Here is a 22998-nt window from a genome sequence, read left to right as displayed (position 1 = left end):
GATGGGCCTGCCCGAGCGCGACGTCCTGCTCTGCCGCGACTGCTGCTGTGGCACCGCCAAGAAGCACCCCGACGCCGACCACGCCGGCCAGCGCGACGAGATCGAGGCGCTCGACGACCCGGCCGGCCGGCGCGGGCCGCGGGTGCGGGTCCGCGTCGTCGACTGCCTCGACGAGTGCGACCGGTCGAACGTCGTGCTGGTCCGGGACTTCACCTGGTTCCCCGGTGGCCGGCGACCGAAGGACTTCTGGCTCGGCGGGGTGCTGTCCGGCGCGGCGACGGATGCGGTCGTCGACTGGGTGCGCGAGGGTGGTCCGATGCCGGACTCGCTGCAGCGCCACCTCTTCCGCGGGAAGCGCGGATGAACCCACCCCACGGACTGCGCGGCGCGGCCCTGCTCGTCGCGGGGATGACCTCCGACGCGGGCAAGAGCGTGGTGACGACCGGGCTGTGCCGGGCCTTCGCGCGGCGGGGGATCCGGGTGGCGCCGTACAAGGCGCAGAACATGTCCAACAACTCGATGGTCGTGACCGGTCCCGACGGCGAGCCCGGCGAGATCGGCCGCGCCCAGTGGGTGCAGGCGATCGCCGCGGGCGTGACGCCCGAAGTCGCGATGAACCCGGTGCTGCTCAAGCCCGGCAGCGACCGGCGCAGCCACGTCGTGCGGATGGGGCAGCCCGCCGGCGAGGTGTCCTCGCGCAACTGGCAGGAGGGCCGCGCCCACCTCGCGGAGACCGCCTTCGCCGCCTTCGACGACCTGCGCTCGCGCTTCGACCTGGTCGTCGCCGAGGGTGCGGGCAGCCCGGCCGAGATCAACCTGCGCTCCAGCGACTACGTCAACATGGGCCTCGCGCAGCACGGCGACGTGCCGACGATCGTGGTCGGCGACATCGACCGCGGCGGGTGGTTCGCGTCGGCCTACGGCACGCTGATGCTGCTGGACGAGGCCGACCAGCGCCTGGTCAAGGGGTACGTCGTCAACCGCTTCCGCGGCGACGTCGACCTGCTGCGCCCCGGACTCGCCGACCTGGAGCGACGCACCGGCCGCCCGACGTACGGCGTGCTGCCGTGGCATCCCGATCTCTGGCTGGACTCCGAGGACGCCCTCGATCTGGCCGGGCGCCGGACCGAGGTCGGCGCGGACGTGCGGAAGGTGGCCGTCGTCCGGCTGCCGCGGATCAGCAACTTCACCGACGTCGACGCGCTCGGGCTGGAGCCCGCGCTCGACGTCGAGTTCGTCTCCGACCCGGCGCGGCTGGCCGACGCCGACCTGGTCGTACTGCCCGGCACCCGGGCCACGCTGGCCGACCTGGCCTGGCTGCGGTCCCGCGGCCTGGACACCGCGATCCGGCGGCACGCGGCGGCGGGCCGACCGGTGCTGGGGATCTGCGGCGGCTGCCAGATGCTCGGCCGCCGGATCGAGGACCCCGCCGGCACCGAGGGCGACGCGGGCGCGGCCGTCGACGGACTCGGTCTGCTCGACCTGACCACCCGGTTCGCGGTCGAGAAGCGACTCGCTCTGCACGAGCCCGCGGGGTACGAGATCCACCACGGCCGGGTCAGCGGAACGACGACCGACGGCAGCGTCACCGGCACCATGGTGCACGGCAGCCTGGAGGACGACGCAACGCGCGGCGCCTACTTGGCGTCGGCCCTGGGAGTCGCCTCGCAAGCGTCCTTCCCGGCCGCCCGAGCGGCGCGACTCGACCTGCTCGGTGACCTGGTCGAGGAGCACCTCGACCTCGACGCGATCCTGGAGCTGACCCGATGAACCACCCGGTGAGGGTGCTGCTGCTCGGTGGCACCGGCGAGGCCCGCGACCTCGCGGCCCGCCTGGTCGAGGAGGGCATCGAGGTCGTGTCGTCGCTCGCCGGCCGCGTGGCCCGCCCACGACTGCCCGTCGGCGAGGTCCGGATCGGCGGCTTCGGTGGCGTCGCCGGCCTGCGGGACGCGTTGGCCGGGTTCGACGTGGTCGTCGACGCGACCCATCCGTTCGCGCAGGGGATCAGTCGCAACGCCGCGGAGGCCTGCGCGGCCGAGGACGTCCCGCTGCTGCGGCTGGAGCGACCCGGCTGGGCCGACCGGGCGACCTCGTCCTGGATCTGGGTCGACACCCACGAGAAGGCCGCGACCGTGGCCGGCGAGCTCGGCAGCCGGCCCTTCCTGACCGTCGGGCGCCAGGAGCTCGCCCGCTTCGTCCCCGCGCTGGCCGAGCGCCACGTGCTGGCCCGCGTCGTCGACCCGCCGGACATCGAGGTGCCGGCCGGCTGGGAGCTGCTCACCTCGCGCGGGCCCTACACGCTCGACCGGGAGCGGGACCTGATGGCCGACCGCGACGTCCTCGTCACCAAGGACTCCGGCGGCGAGCACACCTGGCCCAAGATGGCGGCCGCCGGCGCGCTCGGCATCCCCGTGGTCGTCGTACGCCGGGCGCCGGCTCCCGAGGGCGTTGCCACGGTGGCCGACGTCGACGCCGTCCTCGCCTGGCTGTCGGATCCCCGGTAGCGCCGGGTTCGTGAGGCTCCATCAGGTGGGCACGGGCCCGTGACCTGGCTCACTGCTGGTGGGATGGAGCCCCATCCCACATGCACAGCGAGGAGTCATCCCTTGTTCTCGAAGGTTCTGGTCGCCAATCGCGGAGAGATCGCCATCCGAGCGTTCCGCGCGGCGTACGAGCTGGGCGCCACCACCGTGGCCGTCTTCCCGTACGAAGACCGGGGTTCCGAGCACCGTCTCAAGGCCGACGAGGCCTACGAGATCGGTGAGCGGGGACACCCGGTTCGCAGCTACCTCGACCCGGACGCGATCGTCGCGGCCGCCGTGCAGTGCGGCGCCGACGCGATCTATCCGGGCTACGGGTTCCTGTCGGAGAACCCGGCGCTCGCGGAGGCGTGCGCCGCCGCCGGCATCACGTTCGTCGGGCCCTCCGCCGGGGTGCTCGAGCTCACCGGCAACAAGGCGCGCGCCATCGCGGCCGCCAAGGCCGCCGGTGTGCCGACGCTGCGGAGCGTCGATCCCTCGACCGATGTCGAGGCACTGCTGGTCGCCGCGGAGGCGATCCCGGCACCCCTGTTCGTCAAGGCCGTCGCCGGTGGCGGCGGGCGCGGCATGCGCCGTGTGGACGACCGGTCGCAGCTGCGGGAGGCGATCGAGACCTGCATGCGTGAGGCGGAGGGCGCCTTCGGGGACCCGACGGTGTTCATCGAGCAGGCGGTGGTCGACCCACGGCACATCGAGGTGCAGATCCTGGCCGACGGTCAGGGCAACGTGATCCACCTCTTCGAGCGGGACTGCTCGGTGCAGCGACGCCACCAGAAGGTGGTCGAGATCGCGCCGGCGCCCAACCTCGACCCGGAGCTGCGTGACCGGATGTGCGCCGACGCGGTGCGCTTCGCCCGCGAGATCGGCTACGCGTGCGCGGGCACGGTGGAGTTCCTGCTCGACCCGGACGGCAACTATGTGTTCATCGAGATGAACCCGCGGATCCAGGTCGAGCACACGGTCACCGAGGAGGTCACCGACGTCGACCTGGTCCAGTCGCAGCTGCGGATCGCGGCGGGGGAGACGCTGGCCGACCTCGGGCTGTCCCAGGACTCCGTCCGGCTCCGCGGTGCCGCGCTGCAGTGCCGGATCACGACCGAGGACCCCGCCAACGGCTTCCGCCCGGACACGGGCACGATCACGGCGTACCGCTCGCCGGGCGGTGCGGGGGTCCGGATCGACGGCGGTACGACGTTCACCGGCGCCGAGGTGAGCCCGCACTTCGACTCGATGCTGGCCAAGCTGACCTGTCGGGGTCGCACCTTCGGCGACGCGGTCGCGCGGGCCCGGCGCGCGGTGGCCGAGTTCCGGATCCGTGGCGTGGCCACGAACATCCCGTTCCTGCAGGCGCTCCTCGACGACCCGGACTTCGCGGGGGGCCGGGTGACGACCAGCTTCATCGAGACCCACCCGCAGCTGCTCACTGCCCGGGCCTCCGGCGACCGCGGGACCCGGCTGCTGACCTATCTGGCCGACGTGACCGTCAACCAGCCCCACGGCGCCGTACCGGTCTCGGTGGCCCCGCGCGCCAAGCTCCCCGCCCTCGACCTGTCGCTCACGCCCCCGGACGGCACGCGTCAGCGCCTGCTCGCCGTGGGACCGGAGGCATTCGCCGCCGAGCTGCGGGCACAGACCGGCGTGGCCGTCACGGACACCACCTTCCGCGACGCCCACCAGTCGCTGCTGGCCACCCGGGTCCGCACCCACGACCTGCTCGGCGTCGCCGCGCACGTCGCGCGGACCACGCCCCAGCTGTGGTCGCTGGAGTGCTGGGGCGGCGCGACCTACGACGTCGCCCTGCGCTTCCTCTCCGAGGACCCGTGGGACCGGCTGGCCAAGCTGCGCGCCGCGGTGCCGAACATCTGCCTGCAGATGCTGTTGCGCGGGCGCAACACGGTCGGCTACACGCCCTATCCGGCCAGCGTCACCGACGCCTTCGTCGAGGAGGCCGCCGCGACCGGGATCGACGTGTTCCGGATCTTCGACGCCCTCAACGACGTGGCGCAGATGCGCCCGGCGATCGAGGCCGTCCGCGCCACCGGGACCAGCGTCGCCGAGGTCGCGCTGTGCTACACCGGTGACCTGTCCGATCCGGGCGAGCAGCTCTACACGCTCGACTACTACCTGCGCCTGGCCGAGCGGATCGTCGAGGCGGGCGCGCACGTGCTCGCGATCAAGGACATGGCCGGACTGCTGCGCGCCCCCGCCGCGACCACCCTGGTCACGGCGTTGCGCGAGCGGTTCGACCTGCCCGTGCACCTGCACACCCACGACACCGCCGGCGGCCAGCTCGCGACGCTGACCGCCGCCGTCGCGGCCGGCGTGGACGCGGTGGACGCGGCGACCGCATCGATGGCGGGGACCACCTCCCAGCCGCCGCTGTCGTCGCTGGTCGCGGCCACCGACCACCCGGCGCAGCCGGGACGGTCCACCGGCCTCGACCTGGCGGCCGTCAACGCGCTGGAGCCCTACTGGGAGGCGGTACGGCGGCTCTACGCGCCGTTCGAGTCCGGGCTGCCGGCGCCGACCGGCCGGGTCTACCGCCACGAGATCCCCGGCGGCCAGCTCTCCAACCTGCGTCAGCAGGCCATCGCGCTGGGGCTCGGCGAGAAGTTCGAGCAGGTCGAGGACATGTACGCCGCGGCCAACGACATCCTCGGCCGGGTCCCCAAGGTCACACCGTCCTCCAAGGTGATCGGCGACCTCGCACTCGCCCTGGTGGCCACCACCATCAACACCGGCGCGGACACTGCACAGACCATTGCGGCCTTCGCGGCCGACCCCGCGTCGTACGACATCCCGGCGTCGGTGATCGGCTTCCTGCACGGCGAGCTCGGCGACCCGCCGGGCGGCTGGCCCGAGCCGTTCCGCAGCAAGGCCATCGCCGGCCGGTCCTGGACGCCGCCGGCCGAGGTGCTGTCGGCCGAGGACGAGGCGGGTCTCGCGGGAGGGTCGACCGTGCGGAGGGCGACGCTGAACCGGCTGCTCTTCCCCGGGCCGACCCGGGAGTACGACGAGGCGCGGTCGCGGTGGGGTGACCTGTCCGTCGTCCCGACCCGGGAGTTCCTCTACGGTCTCCAGACCGGCGAGGAGCACGCCGTCCAGCTGGCCGAGGGCAAGCAGCTGCTGCTGGGGCTGCAGGCGGTCGGCAAGCCCGACGAGCGCGGCTACCGGACCGTGCTGTGCACGCTCAACGGCCAGATCCGCCCGGTCAGCGTGCGGGACCGCTCGGTGTCGGCGGAGGTGGCGGCCGCGGAGAAGGCCGACCCGACGCAGCCCGGCCACGTCGCCGCGCCCTTCCAGGGTGTGGTGTCGGTCGTCGTCGCGGAGGGTGACCAGGTCAGTGCCGGAGACACGGTCGCGACCATCGAGGCGATGAAGATGGAGGCCGCGATCACCGCCCCCGTCGACGGCACCGTCCAGCGGGTCGCGCTGGCCGGGCCGAAGGCGGCCGAGGGCGGCGACCTGGTGCTCGTCGTCGGCTGAAGCGCTCCGGGACCGGGTCAGGTCCCGGCCGCGGGCTCGCGCTCGTGGCCGGGACGCCCGTGGGTGCGCCGGTCCTCCTTCATCTCGGCCTCGTAGAGGTGCCGCCGCCCGGCGACCAGCTCGCCCCGGGCGGCGCGCTCGAGTCGCTTGAAGTCGGCGTAGTAGCCGTCGTCGTACTCCTCGACGACCTGGAAGGTCCACCGCCCCTGCAGCACGTTGCGCCCGACCAGCTCGGTCTCGATCCGGTCGGCGAGCTCGTCGTGCCCGGCGCAGCGCAGCCGGGCGACGCCCTCGCCCAGGGTCAGGTCGGCGGTGCCGCTGAGGCGATGGAAGGCGTAGAGGTGGCCGCGGGCGATCTCGACCGCCTCCAGCGCCTCGGAGATGTTGCCGAGCGCTTCGACCGTCAGGTCGTCGACGCTCTCGGGCCGGGTGTGCTCCTCGTCGGTCGCCATGCATCGACGATGCCCGCGACCGGCGAGGAGCACACGGGCTCCGTTCTCAGAGAGCGGCGCGCAGTGCGTCGGCGAGCCGGGTTGCGGGGCGGCCGAGCAGGCTCTCGAGGTCGCTCGGCGTGACGGCCAGGTCGCCGCGCGCCAGCCCGAGGTCGGCGTCGGCGAGGACGGCGGCGTACGGCTCGGGCAGGCCGGCACCGACGAGCACGGTGGTCAGCTCGTCGGCCGGGATGTCGGTGTAGGTGACGTCCTTGCCGAGGACGTCGGCGACGGTGGTGGCGAGCTCCTGGAGGCTGAACGCGGTGCCGCCGAGCTCGTAGACCGCCTTCGGCTGCTCGAGGAGCAGCACGGTGGCCGCCGCCTCGGCGTAGTCCGCGCGGGTGGCGGCGGCGACCCGACCGTCACCGGCGGCGCCGAGCACGGTGCCGTGCTCGGCGTACGTCGCGAGCTGGCCGGTGTAGTTCTCGGTGTACCAGCTGTTGCGCAGGAAGGTGTGCGACAGCCCGGACGCGACGATCGCCTCTTCGGTGGCCTGGTGCTCGGCGGCGAGGACCATCCCGCTGGTGCCGGCGTTGGCGATGCTGGTGTAGGCGAGCAGGCCCACGTTCGCGGCCTTCGCGGCGGCGATGACGTTCTGGTGCTGGGGGAGGCGCTGGCCGACCTCGCTGCCCGAGATGAGCAGCACCCGGTCGGCGTCGGCGAGCGCGTCGGCGAGAGCGGCGGTGTCGGCGTAGTCCACCTGCCGCGTGGTGACGCCGAGGTCGGCGAGAGCGGCGAGGCGCTCCTCGTCGCGGCCGAGCGCGACGACCTGGTCGGCCGGGACGCCCTTCGCGAGGAGGGACGCGACGACGAGGCGGCCGAGCTGGCCGGTGGCTCCGGTGATGACGAGGGACATGGGTGGTGGGTCCTTCCGGGACGGGTGAGGGTCGTGCTTGTCGACGTCCTCAACGGACTGTCCGGGAAGTTGCTTCCCATTGGTTAGTACGCACTTTGAAGTAAGGTACTTCCGTGGTGGAGAGTACCGAGACGATCTTCGAGCAGTTCCCCGGCGGCGTGTTCCCTGCCGCGTGCTCGAGCCGGGTGCTGCTCGACCACGTGATGAGCAAGTGGGGCGTGCTGGTCCTGGTGTCGCTCACCGACGGTCCGCAGCGGTGGAGCGACCTGCGCCGGCGGGCGCAGGGGATCAGTGAGAAGATGCTCGCCCAGACCCTGAAGACGCTCGAGGCCGACGGCCTGGTCCACCGCGAGCAGCAGCTGGTGATGCCGCCGCGGGTCGACTACAGCCTGACCACGCTCGGCGAGGAGCTGGCCGAGGTGATGGTCCCACTGTTGCGCTGGGTCGGCCGCAACGCGGACGGGATCATCGGCGCGCCTGCGTCCTAGGCCCGTCCCCGCGCCGGCTCCTGCGCCGGCTCCCGCGCCGTGGTCGTACGGCGAGCGCGGCCGTCGTGAGCGCGGCGCCGATGCCGATGCGGCGGGCCAGGGTGCGCGCGCGGTCGAGGTCGGCCCGATCGGGCAGCGGACCGTCGCCCAGCACCGCCCGGTGCTCGATCCTCCCGCCGTAGTCGTTGGTGCCGCCCAGCCGGATCCCGAGGGCACCGGCGAAGGCCGCCTCCACCGGGCCGGCGTTGGGGCTGGGGTGGCCGGCCGCGTCACGGTGCCACGCCCGCAGGGCGCCGTGCGGGTCGGGGCCGAGCGCGGTGGCGAGGAGGGCGGTCAGCCGGGAGCCGGGCAGGTTGAGCAGGTCGTCGAGCCGGGCGGCCGCCCAGCCGAACCGCTCGTAGCGCGCGCTGCGGTGCCCGACCATCGCGTCCAGCGTGTTGGCGGCGCGGTAGCCGAGCAGCCCGGGGACGCCCGCGACGGCGCCCCACACGAGCGGCGCGACGACCGCGTCGCTGGTGTTCTCGGCGAGGGACTCGAGAGTCGCGCGGACCACCTCGCCCTCGTCCAGCCGCGTCGTGTCGCGTCCCACCAGATGGGTGAGCCGCGCCCGCGCGTCGGGAAGCCGCCCGGCCGCCAGGAGGCGGCCGACCTCGGCCGCCTCCCGGTCCAGGGAGGTGCCCCCGAGCACCGCCCACGTGGCGACAGCCGTCGCGAGCGTGCGGGGGAGCGCCCGCTCCGCCACGACGCCGAGCACGACGGCGCCACCGACCAGCGCGCCGACGTACACCGTCCCGGCGGGGCGGTCGTCGCGCCAGGCGCGCTTCTCCAGTGCCGACGCGACCTGACCGAAGCCCGCGACGGGATGGCCGCGCCGCGGATCGGCAAGGAGCCGGTCCACGGCGTACCCGAGCAGCAGTCCGGCCGCTCTCACAGACTGGCGGCGAGCTCGCGACGGACGAGGTCCGCCGCCGCGCGGTCGTGCAGGCGGCCGATCAGCACGGTCAGGCCGACGCCGATGGTCGCCCACAGCGCAGTGAGGGTGAGGAGGGACGAGCGGCGGAAGTACCAGAGCGTGTCCGCCGGGAAGTCGCCGACCTCGTTGACGGTCGGCAGCAGCATCGCGGTGACGGTGACGATCGCCAGATAGGCGCCGGCGCCGAGGAAGGCGGCGGTCCAGCCGTCGACGCGGGTGCGCAGCCGGTCGGCCAGCACCACGACCGCGATGGCGGCGAGGACGGAGACCAGCAGCAGCGCGAAGTACGACGCCGTGCGGCCCCCGATCGTGTCGCCGCTGCCGACCGCGGGCGGCGTGGCCGGGTACTTCGTGAACGGCACGAGGGCGACCGCCACGAAACCGATCAGCGCCACGAGCGCGGTGGAGCCGCGTGCCGACAGGCTGCCGAGCCGGCCGATCACGGCGGCCGCGGCCAGCGCGGCCAGCCCGCCGAGCGCCGCGCCGACGGCGAGGGTGCCGGTCAGCAGGCCCCAGCTCTTCTGGTTCTCCCGCGAGATCTCGACCATGCCGGACTCGTCGGCCGGCTCCTCGTCGGCGGGTTCGCCGTGGTCGGCCGGCTCGCCGTGGTCGGCCGGCGCGGCGTGGTCGGCCGGCGCCTGCGCGGCAGCGGCCTCCTCGAGCGCGATGGCGTCGTCGACGTACGGCTCACCGAAGGCGAATGCCACGACGAAGGCGATCAGGCCGGCGGCCAGGCCCACCGCGAGTCCGCGGACGAGGAAGGCGGCCGGGCTGAGCTGACCGGGGACAGACCTGTCCCCTCGAGCGGTGCTCATGATCGTCGCCCCGCTCAGTGGCAGGGGTAGCCGAGGAGGTGCCGGGCGTCGTGGACCCACTCGTGCACGGCGTTGCCGGCGGGGAGCGAGATCGCGCCCTGGTCGGCGCTCACGAAGAAGATCGCCAGCATCGCGAGCAGGCCGAAGAAGACGACCCACGTGCCGAGCTGCAGCAGCGGGACGACCGGCACCTGGACGACCGGCGCGAGCGGGGTGGCAGGGGACTGCGACATGGTGCCTCCTCAGGGATTCAGCGTCCCTGGTCAATGGATGTGAGGTGTGCAGGCACTCGTTCCTGACTTCACCGCACCCGACCCTGAGGGCGGAGGCGGTGTCACAGTAGCGCGACTGTGCCGGACTCTCACCGGCTTCCTCGTGCCTGCGGGAGCGAGCCTAGGGCACGGCGGGGGGTAGTGGGGAGCTGTCCGCGCTGCGGGTGCCTGGGTGTTGCGGTTTGGTCCCAAACCGCAACAATTCGGGCGGTTGGCGTGCGGTTTCTGCCCAATCGATGGGGTCCGGGAGGCGCGCGATCCGCCTATGCTCGCGGCATGACCGTCGCCGGCGACCTGGTCCTGATCACGACCGACCCCCTGTCCGGGCGCAGCCTGCTGGGCAGCACCGAGACCGATCCGGTGGTGGGCGGCGCGCTGCTCGTCGACCTGGTCCTGGCCGAGCGGTGTGAGGTGGTGGGGCCGCCGAAGCGCGCGCGGGTCCGGGTGCTGACGACGACGCCGCTCGGATCCGCGGTGCACGACCGGGCGCTGGCCGGCCTGAGGCCGGGGCACGACGCCAGGGCTGCCACCGTCGTCCCACGGCTCGGCAAGGGTGCCCGCAGGCGGGTGCTCGACCAGCTCGCCGCCGAGGAGGCGGTCGCGCCGCGCCGGGAGAAGGTGCTGGGGGTCTTCTCCCGGACCCGGTACGACGTTGTCGACATCGCCCGGCGCGACGCGGTCCTCGCGCCGGTGCTGGCGGTCCTGCTGGGTCGGGCGGAGCCCGACGAGGCGACCGGTCCGCTCGTCGGGCTGCTGTCGTCGGGCGGCGCCGTGTCGAAGCTGGTGGCCGGTCCGGACCGGAGGGCCGCGGTCCGTCGGGCGAAGGACGTGGCGCGCGGGGAGTGGGCCGGCGCGGTCACGAACGCCGCCGTCACCGCTGCCAACGCCGCCGTCACCGCGGCGGTCACCGCGGCCGTGGTGGCGGCCGCCGCCGGCGGGGCGGCCGGGGGCTCCTAGCTGGCCAGGTTCGCCAGGTCCGCCAGACCCGTCAGCAGGAGATCGGTCGTGCCCGGCGGCCGTACGGCGATCCGGATCCAGCTGCCGTCGAGGCCGGGGAAGGTGTCGGCCCGGCGTACGGCGATGCCGGCGTCGCGCAGCCGCGCGTGCACGCCGTCACCGACCTGCGCGAGCACGAAGGACGTCGTGGACGGCAGGTGGTGGATGCCGAGGTCGGCGAGGCCCTTCTCGAGGTGCTCGCGCCGGTCCCGGACCTGCTCGGCCCGCCGCCGCGCCTCCCGTGCCGCCTCGGGCGTCGCGCAGGCGACGACCGCGGCGGCGGCCGTCGTGCCGACCGACCACGGCGTCTGCGCCCGCGCCAGGCCCATGACGACGGCGGGGTCGCCGACGACGTAGCCGGCGCGGATGCCGGGGATGCCCCAGTGCTTCGTCAGCGAGCGCAGCACCAGCAGCCCGTCGAGCGGTACGCCGGCCAGCGACTCCGGCTCGCCCGGGACGCAGTCCATGAACGCCTCGTCGACCACGACCAGCCGCCCGGGCCGGCGCAGTCCCGCCAGCAGGTCGGCGGGGTGCAGGACACCGGTCGGGTTGGTCGGGTTGCCGACCACCACGAGGTCGGCGTCCTCCGGCACGAGCGCCGGGTCGAGCTCGAACGGCTCGCGCAGCACGACCGGCGTCACCGCATGGCCGGCCTGCTCCAGCGCGGCGTGCGGCTCGGTGAACTGCGGGTGCACCACCACCGGGCGCCGCCACGGTCGCAGGCGGGCCACCAGGGTGAAGGCCTCCGCGGCCCCGGCGGTCACCAGCACCTCGTCCTCCCGCCGCCCGTGGTGGGCGGCCACAGCCGTCCGGGCGGCGCTCGGGTCGGGGTAGGCGCCGACCGCGTCCAGTGAGCTGCGCAGGGCGTCGTCGAGCCAGCGCGGTCGCGGGCCGTCGTACACGTTGACGGCGAGGTCGAGCATCCCGCGGGCCTCGACGTCGCCGTGGTGGCGCAGCGGATCCCGCTCAGCCATGCGCGTGCACCGCCTCCGCGAAGCGCGAGGCCAGGTGCGGGTGACCCGCCCAGTGCGTGTGGAGGTACGACGCGTGCAGGGTGTCGGACGCGAAGCCGACCGCATCGCCGTCCACCTGCCAGGCGGGCGTCGGCCCTGCCACCGGAGCGACCGTCGTGCGGTGGAACTCGTGCCCGGTCACCTGCTCGCCGGCGCGGGTGAGCAGGGTGTCGGCCGTGGCGGTGGCGACGGGGTAGCGGAGCGTCAGCCTCTCGGTCATCGTGGCGTCGGCATCGAGGACGCCGGCCATGGGCGCCTCGTCGAGGGTGCGGCAGAGATAGAGCAGGCCGGCGCACTCGGCGACGGTGGGGAGTCCGTCGAGGACGGCGGTCCTGATCTCCGTGCGCAGCGCGGTGTTGGCCGCCAGGTCGGCGGCGTGGACCTCGGGGAAGCCGCCGCCGAGGTACAGGCCCGCGGTCCCGGCCGGCAGGGCGGGATCGAGCGCCGGGTCGAAGGGGACCACCTCGCAGCCGTGCGCGGCGAGCAGCTCCGCCGTCTCGGCGTACCGGAAGGTGAAGGCGCGGCCGGCGGCCACGGCGACCGGTCGGCGGTTCAATCTGCGCCGGGTCGATGTGTCCTCGCGTTCAATCTGCGCCGGGTCGGGGAGCCACGGATCAGCCGCGAGGGGTGGTGCGGACCGGGCGATGGTCAGCACGGCGTCGAGGTCGACGTGCTCGGCGATCACCTCGGCGAGCCGCGCGACGACGGCAGCGGACTCGCCGCGCTCGGCCGCGGTGACCAGACCGAGGTGGCGCGACGGGGTGGCGATCGAGGCGTCGCGGGGGATCACGCCCAGGACCGGCAGGGAGATCGAGGAGCGGACCTCCTCGGCGTGCCGGGCGGAGCCCGCCTGGTTGAGGATCACGCCGGCGACCTCGACCGACGGGTCCCAGGTGGCCATGCCGTGCACGACCGCGCCGATGGACCGGGAGGAGCGGGAGATGTCGACGACGAGCACGACAGGGGTGCGGGTCAGCGCGGCCACGTGCGCGGTGGAGGAGAACCCGTCGCCGCCGACCCGGCCGTCGTACAGGCCCATCACGCCCTCGACGACCGCGACGTCGGCACCGCGGGCGCCGTGCAGCAGCAGCGGGGCGACGAGCTCCTCGCCGACGAGGTGCGGGTCGAGGTTGCGGCCCGGACGCCCGCAGGCCAGCGCGTGGTAGCCCGGGTCGATGTAGTCCGGACCCACCTTGTGTCCGCTCACGGCCTGCCCCGCGGCCACCGCTGCTGCCATCAGGCCGGTGGCGACGGTCGTCTTGCCCTGCCCGGTGGCGGGTGCGGCGACGACCACGCGGGGCAGCTCGGTCCTGGGCACCGTCACCACTCGATGCCCTTCTGGCCCTTCTGACCTGCGTCCATCGGGTGCTTGACCTTGGTCATCTCGGTGACCAGGTCGGCGACCTCGACCAGCTTCGGGTCGGCGCGGCGGCCGGTGATCACGACGTGCTGGTGGCCGGGCCGGTTGGTCAGCGTCTCGACGACGTCGTCGATGTCCACCCAGCCCCAGTTGATCGGATAGGTGAACTCGTCGAGCAGGTACAGGTCGTGCTGCTCGGTGGCGATCCGCCGCTTGATCTCGGTCCAGCCCTCGGCGGCGTCGGCGGCGTGGTCCTCCTCGGACCCGGCCTTGCGGGACCAGGACCAGCCGGAGCCCATCTTGTGCCACTCGACGGTGCCGTTCCCCGGGGGGAGCCGCTCGAACGCGGTCTGCTCGCCCAGGCGCCACTTCGCGGACTTCACGAACTGGAAGACCCCGATGTCCCAGCCCTGGTTCCAGCCGCGCAGGGCGAGCCCGAAGGCCGCGGTCGACTTCCCCTTGCCGTCCCCGGTGTGCACCATCACGAGCGGCCGGTTGCGGCGCTGGCGGGTGGTGAGCCCGTCCTCGGGTACGACGAGCGGCTGGCCCTCAGGCATCGTTCCTCCAGGTGTCGTGATGGATGGCGTCGGCGAGTGGTCGGCGCGTTCGCCAACCGTGCCGCTCCAGGTCGGGCACGGTCTCCAGGTGGCTGACCGTGCCGAGGCACAGCCACGCGACGGGCCGCACGTCGGCGGGGACGGCGAGCAGGTCGCGCAGGAAGTCCTCGCGGTAGAAGGAGACCCAGCCCAGGCCGAGTCCCTCGGCGGTCGCGGCCAGCCAGAGGTTCTGGATCGCCAGCACCGTCGAGTAGAGGCCGGCGTCGGCGATCGCATGACGGCCGAGCACGTGCGTCCCGCCGCGGGCCTGGCTGTGGGTGACCACCACTCCCAGTGACGACTCGCAGATCCCCTCGACCTTGATCCTGTCGAAGGTCGCCCGGCGCTCGGGCGGCAGCGAGGCGGCGAAGGTGTCGCGCTCGGCGGCGACGTGATCGCGGAAGGCGGACCGGAGGGCCGGGTCCCGTACCACCACGAAGTCCCACGGCTGGCTCATCCCGACGCTCGGGGCGCGGTGGGCCGCGCCGAGGATGCGGTGCAGCACCTCGTCCGGCACCGGCGAGCCGGTGAACTCGGCCCGGACGTCGCGGCGACGCTCGATGACGTCGTACAGGCTGCTCGCCGGGAGGCTCACGCCGCCCTCCGGGTCACGTCCATCAGCGCCTCGGCGCTGACGTCGCCGATCGGCAGGTGCTCCGCGCCGAGGTGCTCGGCGAGGATGCTCGCCAGGCCCATCCGCATCGGGCCGGACTCGCAGTCGACGACGACGCTGGTGACCCCGGCCTCGGCCAGCAGGCCGGCGGCCATCCGGGACCGGGCCACGGCGTCGGCGCCGGAGGTCGCCCGGCCGTCGGTGACGACGACGAGCAGCGCGCGACGCTGGGGGTCGCGGGTGCGTTCGACGGTGAGCAGGTGCGCCGCCTCGAGCAGGCCCTCGGCGAGCGGGGTCCGCCCGCCGGACGGCAGCTCCTCCAGCCGCTGGGCGGCGGCGTCGACGGAGTGCGTCGGCGGCAGTGCCACCTCGGCGGCGCTGCCGCGGAAGGTCACCAGACCGACCTTGTCGCGGCGCTGGTAGGCGTCGAGCAGCAGGCTCAGCACCGCCGTCTTCACCTGCTCCATCCGGCGCCGCGCGGCCATCGAGCCGGACGCGTCGACGCAGAAGAGGACGAGGTTGGACTCCCGTCCCTCCCGTACGGCGACCCGTAGGTCGGCCGGGTGCAGGAGCAGCCTGCCCTCGGTGCGACCGCGGGCGACCTGGTGCCGGGCCGCCGCGCGGATGGTCTCGGTCAGGTGGATCGCGCCACCCGCTCCGGTCGGTGCGGTCGAGCCGATCCGCCGGCCGTTGCTGGTCCGGGCCCGGCTGCGGCGCCCGGCGGTGCCCGTGCCCACGCCGCGCACGGTCAGCAGTCGGGTGCGGTACGCCGACCCGGTCGGTGCCACCGGCGCTCCGCCACTCGGCGACGACTCGACGGGATCTTGCGACGACTCGACCGTTGAGTCGTCACTTGTGGCGGTTGAGTCGTCACTTGTGACCGTTGAGTCGTCACTTCCGTCCCCGTCCCCGGGGCCCTCCGGAGCGGGACCATCGGGCTCGTCCGGGTCGGGCTCGTCCGGGTCGGGCTCATGCGGGTCGGGCTCGGGCGGCAGGTCGTCGTCGCCGAGCACCTGGTCGAGCAGGTCCTCGTCCAGTCCGGGCGCGTCGAAGGGCTTGCGCCGGCGCCGGTGCGGCAGGGCCAGGCGGGCCGCGACCCGGATGTCCTCGAGGGCGACCTGCGAGCGGCCGGACCAGGCGGCGTGGGCGACGGCGGTGCGGGCGGTGACGATGTCGGCGCGCAGCCCGTCCACGTCGAAGGCGGCGCAGACCTCGGCGATCTTGAGCAGCCCGGCATCGGTCAGCCGGACCGTGCCGAGCAGCGCCCGCGCAGCGGCGATCCGCTCCCGCAACGCCGCCTCGGCGGCGGCGTAGGCGGAGGCGAACGTGCCCGGGTCGGCGTCGTAGGCCATCCGGCGGCGGACCACCTCGGCCCGCAGTGCGGGGTCGCGCGGTGCGGCGACCTCCACGGTCAGGCCGAACCGGTCGAGCAGCTGCGGGCGCAGCTCGCCCTCCTCGGGGTTCATGGTGCCGACCAGCACGAACCGCGCGTCATGCGTCATCGAGACACCGTCGCGCTCCACGGTGGCGCGGCCCATCGCGGCGGCGTCGAGCAGCAGGTCGACCAGGTGGTCGTGGAGCAGGTTGACCTCGTCGACGTACAGGATGCCGCGGTGCGCCTTCGCCAGCAGTCCGGGCTCGTACTCGGCCTTGCCCTCCGCCAGCGCGCTCTCGAGGTTGATGGAGCCGGTGACCCGGTCCTCGGTGGCGCCGATGGGCAGCTCGACCAGCGGCACGGGACGGTCGTCGGCCGGTGGGAGGACGGCGGCGAGCGCGCGCACGATCGTGGACTTCGCGGTGCCCTTCTCGCCGCGGACGAGCACACCGCCGACCTCGGGGGCGATCGTCGTCAGGATCAGGGCCAGGGCCATCGGGTCCGGGCCGTCGGGTCCGTCGGCTCCGACCACCGCGCTGAACGGGAAGTGTCGGATCTCTGGGGTGTCGTTGTTGGGGGGCGTCATCGGAGGCGCTCCTTCCGGGTCACACGTTCGGTGGAGTAGAGATAGGACTCGGCGTCGGAGCGCCCGTGGTCGGTGGCCAGCGCCGGGCCGACCAGGATCACGGCGGCCTGCCGCAGGCCGGCCTCCTCGACCAGGTCGGCGATGGTGCCGACGCTGCCGCGCAGCACCAGCTCCTCGGGCTGGCTGGCACGGGAGACCACGGCGACCGGGCAGTCGTCGCCGTAGAACGGCGCGAGCTCGGCCATCAGCGCGCGGGTCCGGGTGACCGCGAGGTGCAGGACGAGGGTCGCGCCGGTCGCCGCGTACGCCGCCAGCGACTCCCGCTCCGGCATCGCGGTCGAGCGCGCCTGGGTCCGGGTCAGCACGACCGACTGGGCGACCAGCGGGACGGTCAGCTCGCGGCCGACGATCGCGGCCGCCGCGGCGTACGCCGGCACGCCGGGCGTGACGTCCCACGGCACGCCCGCCGCGTCCAGGCGCCGGGTCTGCTCGTGCAGCGCCGAGTAGAGCGAGGGATCGCCCGACGTCAGTCGGACGACGTCCCGCCCGGCGACGTGGGCCTCGACCAGCACCGCGGTGATCCGGTCCAGGTCGAGGTCCTGGGTGTCGACCCGCCGCGCGTCGGGGCGGCAGTGGGAGAGCACCTCGGCGTCGATATAGGTGCCGGGGTAGAGGACCACGTCGGCGGTGCTCAGCAGCGCCGCGGCGCGCAGGGTGATCAGGTCGGCCGCGCCGGGGCCGGCGCCGACGAAGTGCACGGTCATCGGGCGTTCTCCTCCTGATGGTCGGTCCAGGCCCACTGCACGACGGCGCGAGCCGGTGTCCAGCCGGTGAACCGCCCGCCCAGCGGCGTCACCTGCTCGACCGCCAGCCGGGTCAGCTCGCCGCCGTACGTGTGGAAGGCGTCGACGAGCAGCCGCTCGGTCTCCAGGGTCACGCCGTGGGCGACCAGTCGGCCGCCGGGGGTGAGGGCGTCGCGGCATCGGTCGAGCAGGCCGTCCGCGGTGGCGCCGCCGCCGACGAAGACGGCGTCGGGGGCGGGCAGTCCGGCCAGGGCGTCGGGAGCGCGACCGGTGACGACCACGAGTCGGGGTACGCCGAGCCGGCGGGCGTTGCGGCCGATCCGGGCCGCGCGCTCCTCGTTCCCCTCCACGGCGACCGCGGTGGTGAGGGGGTGGGCGCGCAGCCACTCGATCGCGACGGAGCCGGCGCCGGCGCCGACGTCCCACAGCCGGTCGCCGGGACGCGGGGCGAGCCGGGCGAGGGCGCTGGCCCGCACGTCCCGTCTGGTGAGTTGGCCGTCGTGCTCGAAGGCGTCGTCGGGCAGGCCGGTCGTCCACGACGCGGCACCCGGCCCGGCGACGTCGAGCGCGAGGACGTGCAGGCGGGGGAGGCCGTCGGGGGCACCGCCGTCCGCGACGAAGGAGGCACGCGACTCGGCCTCGGCACCCAGGTCGCCGAGCACCGTCATCCGGGTCGCGCCGAAGCCCGCGTCGCCGAGCACGGCGGCGACGGTCTCCGGCGTTGTCTCGTCCGAGGAGAGGACGAGCAGCCGGCGGCCCGGCGCGAGCTCGCGGCGCAGCGCGTCGACGTCGCGGCCGACGAGTGTCACGGCGGCGGACTCCTCGGCCGACCAGCCCATCCGGGCGCGAGCGAGCGAGACCGACGAGACCGCCGGGACGATGTCGACCGCGTCGGCGCCGAGCAGCCGGACCAGCGTCGTGCCGATCCCGGACACGAGCGGGTCGCCCGACGCCAGCGCGACGATGCTGCGGCCCTCGTGCTCCGCCAGCACGGCGGGCAGTCCGGAGACCGGGCGGGGCCACGGCAGCCGCAGCTGACCGGGGACGGCGGGCACCAGGGACAGGTGGCGTTCGCCGCCGAGCAGCACCTCGGCGCTGCCGACCACGGCACGGGCGACGGGCGGCAGGTGTCCGTCGGCGCCGATGCCGACGACGGTGATGGGTCGACCCGGCACCCCACCCATCAGTCGACCCACCGCGGCGTCCAGACCGTTCCGTCGGGCTCCACCCGGGTGCTGGACGCGCCGATGATCAGCAGGCACTTCATATCGACGCCGTCGGTGTCGAGGCCGCCGAGCGTGGTGACCGCCAGCGACTCCTCGGCCCGGCCGACGTCGCGGCCGACGACCACGACGGTGTCGGGGGAGCGGTGCTCCAGCAGGATCTTCTGCATCTCCACGACCTGGTCGCGGCGTGAGCGCGAGGCCGGGTTGTAGACGCCGAGCACGAGGTCCGCCTCGGCGATCGCGCGCAGCCGGCGCTCGACGACCGGCCACGGCTTCAGGCGGTCCGACAGGCTCAGCACCGCGAAGTCGGCGCCGATCGGCGCACCGGCCCGCGCGGCGACGGCCTGGATCGCGCTGACCCCGGGAAGCACGCGGACCGGGACGCTCGCATGCTGGGGGTACTCCGGGTCGGCCGCGGCCTCGAACACCGCCGCCGCCATGCCGAACACGCCGGCGTCGCCACCCGACACGACCGCCACCCGCTCGCCGCGCAGCGCCAGGTCGAGCGCGAGCCGGGCCCGGTCGACCTCGACGGTGTTGCCCGACGCGTGTCGCTGCAGGCCGGGCCGCTGCGGCACCCGGTTGACGTACGGCGCGTAGCCGACCACGTGCTCGACCTCGGTCAGTGCGGCGCTCGCCTCCGGGGTCAGCCAGCCGTCCGGGCCGGGGCCGAGGCCGATCACCAGCAGCTCCGAGGGTTGCGGTTTGGTCCCAAACCGCAACGATTCCGGCTCCGAACCTGCGGTCTCTGCCCAATCGGTGCGCGTCCGGCCTGCCCGCATCCGGCCCGCGGACGCCGGGCGTGCCGAGTCCCCGGGGACGACGATCAGCGAGAAGTACGGCACCGAGTCGGCGTCCACCTCGGCGACGGGCAGCCAGCGCTCCTCGGGCTGTGAGGCGCGCTCGACGTACAGTGCCCCCTCGAGCCGGCCCGCCTGCTCCAACGCGGAGCGGACGGCGGGGAAGGTCCGGCCGAGCTTCATGATGACCGCGCCGTCGGTGTCGGCGAGCCGCCGGGCGAGCTCGGGCTCCGGCAGGGTGCCGGGGAGCACGGTGAGGACGTCGGTCTGGCGCACCAGCGGCGCCGGAACGGTCGCGGTGGCCGCGGCGAAGGCGGGTACGCCGGGCACCACCTCGACCTCGAACCTGTCGCGGAACCGGTCGACGAGGTACATCGACGAGCCGTAGAACAGCGGGTCGCCCTCGGCGAGGAGGACCACGTCGCGCCCCGCGTCGAGGTGCGCGGCCAGCCGCGCCTCGCACTCGTCGTAGAAGGCGGCCAGCGCGCCGACGTACCCACCGGGGTGCTCGGTGGTCCCCGTGGTGACGGGGTAGCGCAGCTCCTCCTCGACCGCGTCGGCCGGGATGAGGCCGGCGGCGATCCGGCGGGCGTGCGACTCCTTGCGCACCCCGGCGTGGAAGGCGACGACGGGAGCCGCGCCGATCAGCCGCTCCGCCTTGCGGGTGATCAGCTCGGGATCGCCGGGGCCGATGCCGACGACGAGGAACCGACCGGCCGCCGACGTCACTCCTGCTCCTGGGCGAGCGCGTTGACCGCGGACGACGCCATCGCGGACCCGCCTCGGCGGCCGCGCACGGTGACGAACGGGATGTCGATGCCGTGCTCGTCCGCGAACGAGGCGAGCGCGTCCTTGGACTCGGCGGCGCCGATGAACCCGACCGGGCACCCGACGATCGCCGCTGGCTGGGGGCCGCCGGCGAGGATCGTCTCGAGCAGGTGGAAGAGCGCGGTGGGGGCGTTTCCGATCGCGACGACGGCGCCGTCGAGCAGCGGCTCCCACAGCGAGACCGCGGCGGCGGTGCGCGTCGTCGACCAGCGGCGGGCCAGGTCGGGGACGCGCTCGTCGGTGAGGAAGCAGTGCACCGGGTTGTCCGCGGGCAGCCGACCGGCGGTGATCCCCATCGCGACCATGCGCGCGTCGCACAGGATCGGCGCGCCGGCGTCGAGTGCCGCCCGGGCGGCGAACACCAGCCGCGGGTGGATCACGAGGTCCCGTACCAGGTCGGTCTGCCCGCTGCCGTGGATCATCCGGACCGCGACCTTCTCGGCCTCGGCCGGCACCCGGGACAGGTCCGACTCGCGGCGGATCGTGGCGAAGGAGTCGACGTAGATCGCCGGTCCGTCGGCGACGTAGTCGTACCGCCGCGGGGGAGCGGTCAGCCCGGTCGGCTCGGTCAGCTCGGTCGGCTCGGTCAGCTCGGTCAGCTCGGTCACGGGGTCTCCTCGGGGGTCGACGGGATGAGCACGCCGTGCCAGGGCGTGACGACGACGGTCGGCGCGGTCCAGGCCGCGATGGTGGCCGGGTCCAGCCCGTCCTCGGGTACGGCGAGGTGGTGGCCGCCCGCGACCGGGCCGAACGGAAGCGGCCCGGTCGTGACCGTGGCACCGGGGGCGGGAGCATGCGGGGAGGTGAGCGGGGCGGTGAGCTCGGGGACGTGCCACGCGGCGTCGGGACCCGTGCCGCGGGCGGCCAGGAAGGCGTGGGCGAGTGCGGTCAGCGCGGCGGGCGCGTCATCGAGTGCGACCACCTCACCCCACTGCTCGCCGACCCGCAGCTGGACGGTGCCCGCGTCGAGTGCGACCCCGCCGAGGTCCTTGTGGCGATCGGCGAGGTCGCCGCGGCCGTCGTCGAGGGTGAACAGGAACCGGCCCGGCAGGTCGGCCAGGGCGTCGTCGGCGAGCAGGATCCTGTCGAGCGCGGCGACCACGGGTCGCAGGTCGGCGCGACCACCGACGAGACCGGTCTGCGGCGAGACCAGCGCATTGCGGACCCGGTCGTGGGTGCGGGACGGCAGCAGTCCGGTGCCTTCCAGTGCGGCAAGCGCGGGCGCCGCGAGCGACCCGTCCGGCGCCAGCGGCATGGCGCGGACCTGCAGGTTGGCACGGCCCGTGACCCGGATCCGGCCGTCGCCGTACTCCTCGGCGGCGGCGGCCAGCGCCCGCAGCGCGCCGAGCGGCACCTGTCCGCCCGGCACCCGGATCCGGACCAGGCCACCGTCGTCGGCGGGCCACGGGTGCACGACCCCGGGGCATCGATCGGGACGACTGCGCGCGATCTGCGCCATGGACCTGGATCCTTCGAGGCCGGGGCTCCTCGCGATCGCCCCACATCGACCTCGCGACGGATGTCGCAAGGGCCAGCAGGTCTTCGGACTCGGGATCGACCGGAACGGAGCGTCTTCCCAGGCCCGGAGGCCCAGTGACTCTGATCTCTCAGTGCTCCGCCCGTCACCCACACCGCTGCGCGTCAGTCCCGGACTCTCACCGGGTTCCCTGACCGCCCTGGGACATGCCCAGGGGAGGTCGACTGGCACGGGCACCATAGCAACCTCGGGTCGCGGCCCATCGGTAGCCTGGCCGCCATGCCCTCGCTCAAGGACGTCGTCGACCTGGTCCACGGCTGGTACCCGCCCGCGACCGCCGACAGCTGGGACGCCGTCGGGCTCGTCTACGGCGACCCGGAGCAGCCCGTGAAGAAGGTGCTCCTCGCCGTCGACCCCACGCCGGAGGTCGCGGCGGAGGCAGCGGACTGGAAGGCCGACCTGCTGCTCGTCCACCACCCGCTCTTCCTCAAGGGCGTCCACGGTGTCGCGGCCACGACGCCCAAGGGCCGGACCCTGCACACCCTCGCGAAGGCCGACTGCGCGCTGCTCACGGCCCACACCAACGCCGACCAGGCGGTCGGCGGCGTGTCCGAGGCGTTCGCGGTCGCGCTGGGCCTCAAGGACCTCGTCCCCATCGTCCCGGCGCCGAGCGAGCAGCTGGACAAGCTCACCGTGTTCGTGCCCGCCGACGCCGCCGCCCCCGTGCGCGCGGCCGTCGCCGAGGCCGGCGCGGGCCGGATCGGCGACTACGACTACGCCTCCTTCACCAGCGCCCCGGGCGAGGGACGGTTCCGTCCGCTCGACGGCGCCAGCCCGATGATCGGCACGGTGGGCGAGCTGGAGACGGTCGACGAGGTGCGGATCGAGGTAGTCCTCCCGCGCGGCCGCCGGAGCGCGGTGGTCCGCGCGATGCTGGCGGCCCACCCCTACGAGGAGCCCGCCTACGACGTCGTCGAGCTCGCCGACCCGCAGCTCGCCGGCGTCGGCACCGGGCGGGTCGGCACGGTCGAGCCGACCACGTTGGGCGGCTTCGCCGAGTCGGTGGCCGCGGCGCTGCCGGCCACCCAGCACGGCGTGCGGGTGGCCGGAGACCCGGACCGTCCGGTACGCCGGGTGGCGGTGTGCGGGGGCGCCGGCGACTTCCTGCTCGACCGGCTCGCCGGCTCCGACGCCGACGTCTACGTCACCAGCGACCTGCGCCACCACCCGGCCGCCGAGTTCCTCGAGAAGGGGGGTCCGGCGCTCGTCGACGTCGCCCACTGGGCGGCCGAGTGGACCTGGCTGCCGGTCCTCGACCAGCTGCTGCGTGGTGCCCTCGGTGACGCGGTCGAGACCCGGGTGAGTGCGATCTCCACCGATCCTTGGACAATGCGCCTGTGAGGA

At 74.3% G+C, this 22998-nt stretch carries 20 protein-coding genes, 1 pseudogene and 1 riboswitch; of the genes and pseudogenes, 7 read left to right on the top strand and 14 right to left on the bottom strand.

The window, feature by feature from the left end; genetic code table 11:
• Window position 1 precedes the first annotated feature (1 nt).
• From KVF89_RS12600 to KVF89_RS12585, 4 genes are all read left to right on the top strand, one after another.
• The gene (locus KVF89_RS12600; RefSeq protein ID WP_257425909.1) at window positions 2-364 is read left to right on the top strand and encodes a hypothetical protein; all 363 of its coding nucleotides are present in this window, start codon (window positions 2-4) and stop codon (window positions 362-364) included.
• On the top strand, window positions 361-1770 hold the full coding sequence (locus KVF89_RS12595; RefSeq protein ID WP_257425908.1) for a cobyric acid synthase: 1410 nt from the start codon (window positions 361-363) through the stop codon (window positions 1768-1770). The genes KVF89_RS12600 and KVF89_RS12595 overlap by 4 nt, the downstream gene beginning before the upstream one ends.
• The gene (locus tag KVF89_RS12590) at window positions 1767-2504 is read left to right on the top strand and encodes a cobalt-precorrin-6A reductase (RefSeq protein ID WP_257425907.1); all 738 of its coding nucleotides are present in this window, start codon (window positions 1767-1769) and stop codon (window positions 2502-2504) included. Before KVF89_RS12595 ends, KVF89_RS12590 begins: the two co-directional genes overlap by 4 nt.
• 102 nt (window positions 2505-2606) lie before the next feature.
• Window positions 2607-6026 carry a pyruvate carboxylase gene (locus KVF89_RS12585; RefSeq protein WP_257425906.1) on the top strand — a complete coding sequence of 1140 codons (3420 nt, stop codon included), beginning with the start codon at window positions 2607-2609 and terminating at the stop codon, window positions 6024-6026.
• Window positions 6027-6043: 17 nt separating this feature from the next.
• Here the strand turns inward: KVF89_RS12585 and KVF89_RS12580 are convergent, their stop codons facing one another.
• Window positions 6044-6478: a hypothetical protein gene (locus KVF89_RS12580; RefSeq protein WP_257425905.1), complete on the bottom strand. Its 435-nt coding sequence runs from the start codon at window positions 6476-6478 to the stop codon at window positions 6044-6046.
• Between the two features lie 46 nt (window positions 6479-6524).
• Window positions 6525-7373, bottom strand: coding sequence for an NAD(P)H-binding protein (locus KVF89_RS12575; RefSeq protein ID WP_257425904.1), 849 nt, complete (start codon window positions 7371-7373; stop codon window positions 6525-6527).
• 113 nt (window positions 7374-7486) lie between these two features.
• Between KVF89_RS12575 and KVF89_RS12570 the strand changes: the two genes are divergently transcribed.
• A complete protein-coding gene (locus KVF89_RS12570) occupies window positions 7487-7861 on the top strand; it encodes a winged helix-turn-helix transcriptional regulator (protein WP_257425903.1) in 375 nt (124 codons plus the stop codon).
• Here KVF89_RS12570 and KVF89_RS12565 read toward each other — a convergent pair.
• Genes KVF89_RS12565 through KVF89_RS12555 form a run of 3 tightly spaced genes read right to left on the bottom strand, consistent with a single transcriptional unit; the run spans window position 7839 to window position 9882 of the window.
• Window positions 7839-8792, bottom strand: a complete 954-nt coding sequence (locus KVF89_RS12565) for a cobalamin biosynthesis protein (protein ID WP_257425902.1) — start codon at window positions 8790-8792, stop codon at window positions 7839-7841. The genes KVF89_RS12570 and KVF89_RS12565 overlap by 23 nt on opposite strands.
• Window positions 8789-9649 carry a CbtA family protein gene (locus KVF89_RS12560; RefSeq protein ID WP_257425901.1) on the bottom strand — a complete coding sequence of 287 codons (861 nt, stop codon included), beginning with the start codon at window positions 9647-9649 and terminating at the stop codon, window positions 8789-8791. The genes KVF89_RS12565 and KVF89_RS12560 overlap by 4 nt, the downstream gene beginning before the upstream one ends.
• 14 nt (window positions 9650-9663) lie before the next feature.
• Window positions 9664-9882, bottom strand: coding sequence for a CbtB domain-containing protein (locus tag KVF89_RS12555; RefSeq protein WP_257425900.1), 219 nt, complete (start codon window positions 9880-9882; stop codon window positions 9664-9666).
• Between the two features lie 315 nt (window positions 9883-10197).
• On the opposite strand from KVF89_RS12555, the gene KVF89_RS12550 reads away from it, so the two are divergent.
• On the top strand, window positions 10198-10878 hold the full coding sequence (locus KVF89_RS12550) for a GOLPH3/VPS74 family protein (RefSeq protein ID WP_257425899.1): 681 nt from the start codon (window positions 10198-10200) through the stop codon (window positions 10876-10878).
• On the opposite strand, the pseudogene cobBC reads toward KVF89_RS12550, so the two are convergent.
• The 9 genes and pseudogenes from cobBC to KVF89_RS12500 all read right to left on the bottom strand — a co-directional run bounded on the left by cobBC (window position 10875) and on the right by KVF89_RS12500 (window position 21576).
• A pseudogene (cobBC, locus tag KVF89_RS30690) lies at window positions 10875-13248 on the bottom strand (bifunctional hydrogenobyrinic acid a,c-diamide synthase/histidinol phosphate aminotransferase CobBC). The gene KVF89_RS12550 and the pseudogene cobBC overlap by 4 nt on opposite strands.
• Window positions 13249-13250: 2 nt before the next feature.
• Window positions 13251-13847, bottom strand: a complete 597-nt coding sequence (cobO, locus tag KVF89_RS12535; protein ID WP_257425896.1) for a cob(I)yrinic acid a,c-diamide adenosyltransferase — start codon at window positions 13845-13847, stop codon at window positions 13251-13253.
• Complete coding sequence (gene bluB, locus KVF89_RS12530; RefSeq protein WP_257425895.1) at window positions 13840-14481, bottom strand: 5,6-dimethylbenzimidazole synthase; 642 nt, start codon at window positions 14479-14481, stop codon at window positions 13840-13842. Before bluB ends, cobO begins: the two co-directional genes overlap by 8 nt.
• Complete coding sequence (locus KVF89_RS12525) at window positions 14478-16460, bottom strand: VWA domain-containing protein (RefSeq protein ID WP_257425894.1); 1983 nt, start codon at window positions 16458-16460, stop codon at window positions 14478-14480. Before KVF89_RS12525 ends, bluB begins: the two co-directional genes overlap by 4 nt.
• Window positions 16457-17224, bottom strand: coding sequence for a cobalt-precorrin-4/precorrin-4 C(11)-methyltransferase (locus KVF89_RS12520; RefSeq protein WP_257425893.1), 768 nt, complete (start codon window positions 17222-17224; stop codon window positions 16457-16459). The genes KVF89_RS12525 and KVF89_RS12520 overlap by 4 nt, the downstream gene beginning before the upstream one ends.
• Window positions 17221-18438 (bottom strand): precorrin-6y C5,15-methyltransferase (decarboxylating) subunit CbiE, encoded by a 1218-nt coding sequence (gene cbiE, locus KVF89_RS12515; RefSeq protein WP_257425892.1) that lies wholly within the window; start codon window positions 18436-18438, stop codon window positions 17221-17223. The genes KVF89_RS12520 and cbiE overlap by 4 nt, the downstream gene beginning before the upstream one ends.
• Window positions 18439-18446: 8 nt before the next feature.
• Window positions 18447-20018, bottom strand: a complete 1572-nt coding sequence (gene cobJ / locus KVF89_RS12510; RefSeq protein ID WP_257425891.1) for a precorrin-3B C(17)-methyltransferase — start codon at window positions 20016-20018, stop codon at window positions 18447-18449.
• The gene (locus KVF89_RS12505; protein ID WP_257425953.1) at window positions 20015-20689 is read right to left on the bottom strand and encodes a precorrin-8X methylmutase; all 675 of its coding nucleotides are present in this window, start codon (window positions 20687-20689) and stop codon (window positions 20015-20017) included. Before KVF89_RS12505 ends, cobJ begins: the two co-directional genes overlap by 4 nt.
• Window positions 20690-20721: 32 nt before the next feature.
• Window positions 20722-21576 (bottom strand): ferredoxin-like domain-containing protein, encoded by an 855-nt coding sequence (locus tag KVF89_RS12500; RefSeq protein WP_257425890.1) that lies wholly within the window; start codon window positions 21574-21576, stop codon window positions 20722-20724.
• A gap of 57 nt (window positions 21577-21633) precedes the next feature.
• Window positions 21634-21838: riboswitch (cobalamin riboswitch) on the bottom strand.
• 35 nt (window positions 21839-21873) lie between these two features.
• Here KVF89_RS12500 and KVF89_RS12495 point away from each other — a divergent pair.
• Window positions 21874-22995 carry a Nif3-like dinuclear metal center hexameric protein gene (locus KVF89_RS12495; RefSeq protein ID WP_257425889.1) on the top strand — a complete coding sequence of 374 codons (1122 nt, stop codon included), beginning with the start codon at window positions 21874-21876 and terminating at the stop codon, window positions 22993-22995.
• Window positions 22996-22998: the final 3 nt, after the last annotated feature.

It is taken from the genome of Nocardioides carbamazepini (assembly GCF_024614185.1).
Lineage (GTDB): Bacteria > Actinomycetota > Actinomycetes > Propionibacteriales > Nocardioidaceae > Nocardioides > Nocardioides carbamazepini.
The sequence above is the reverse complement of the archived record's forward strand: the minus strand, read 5'-3'. Positions and strand labels throughout refer to the sequence as shown.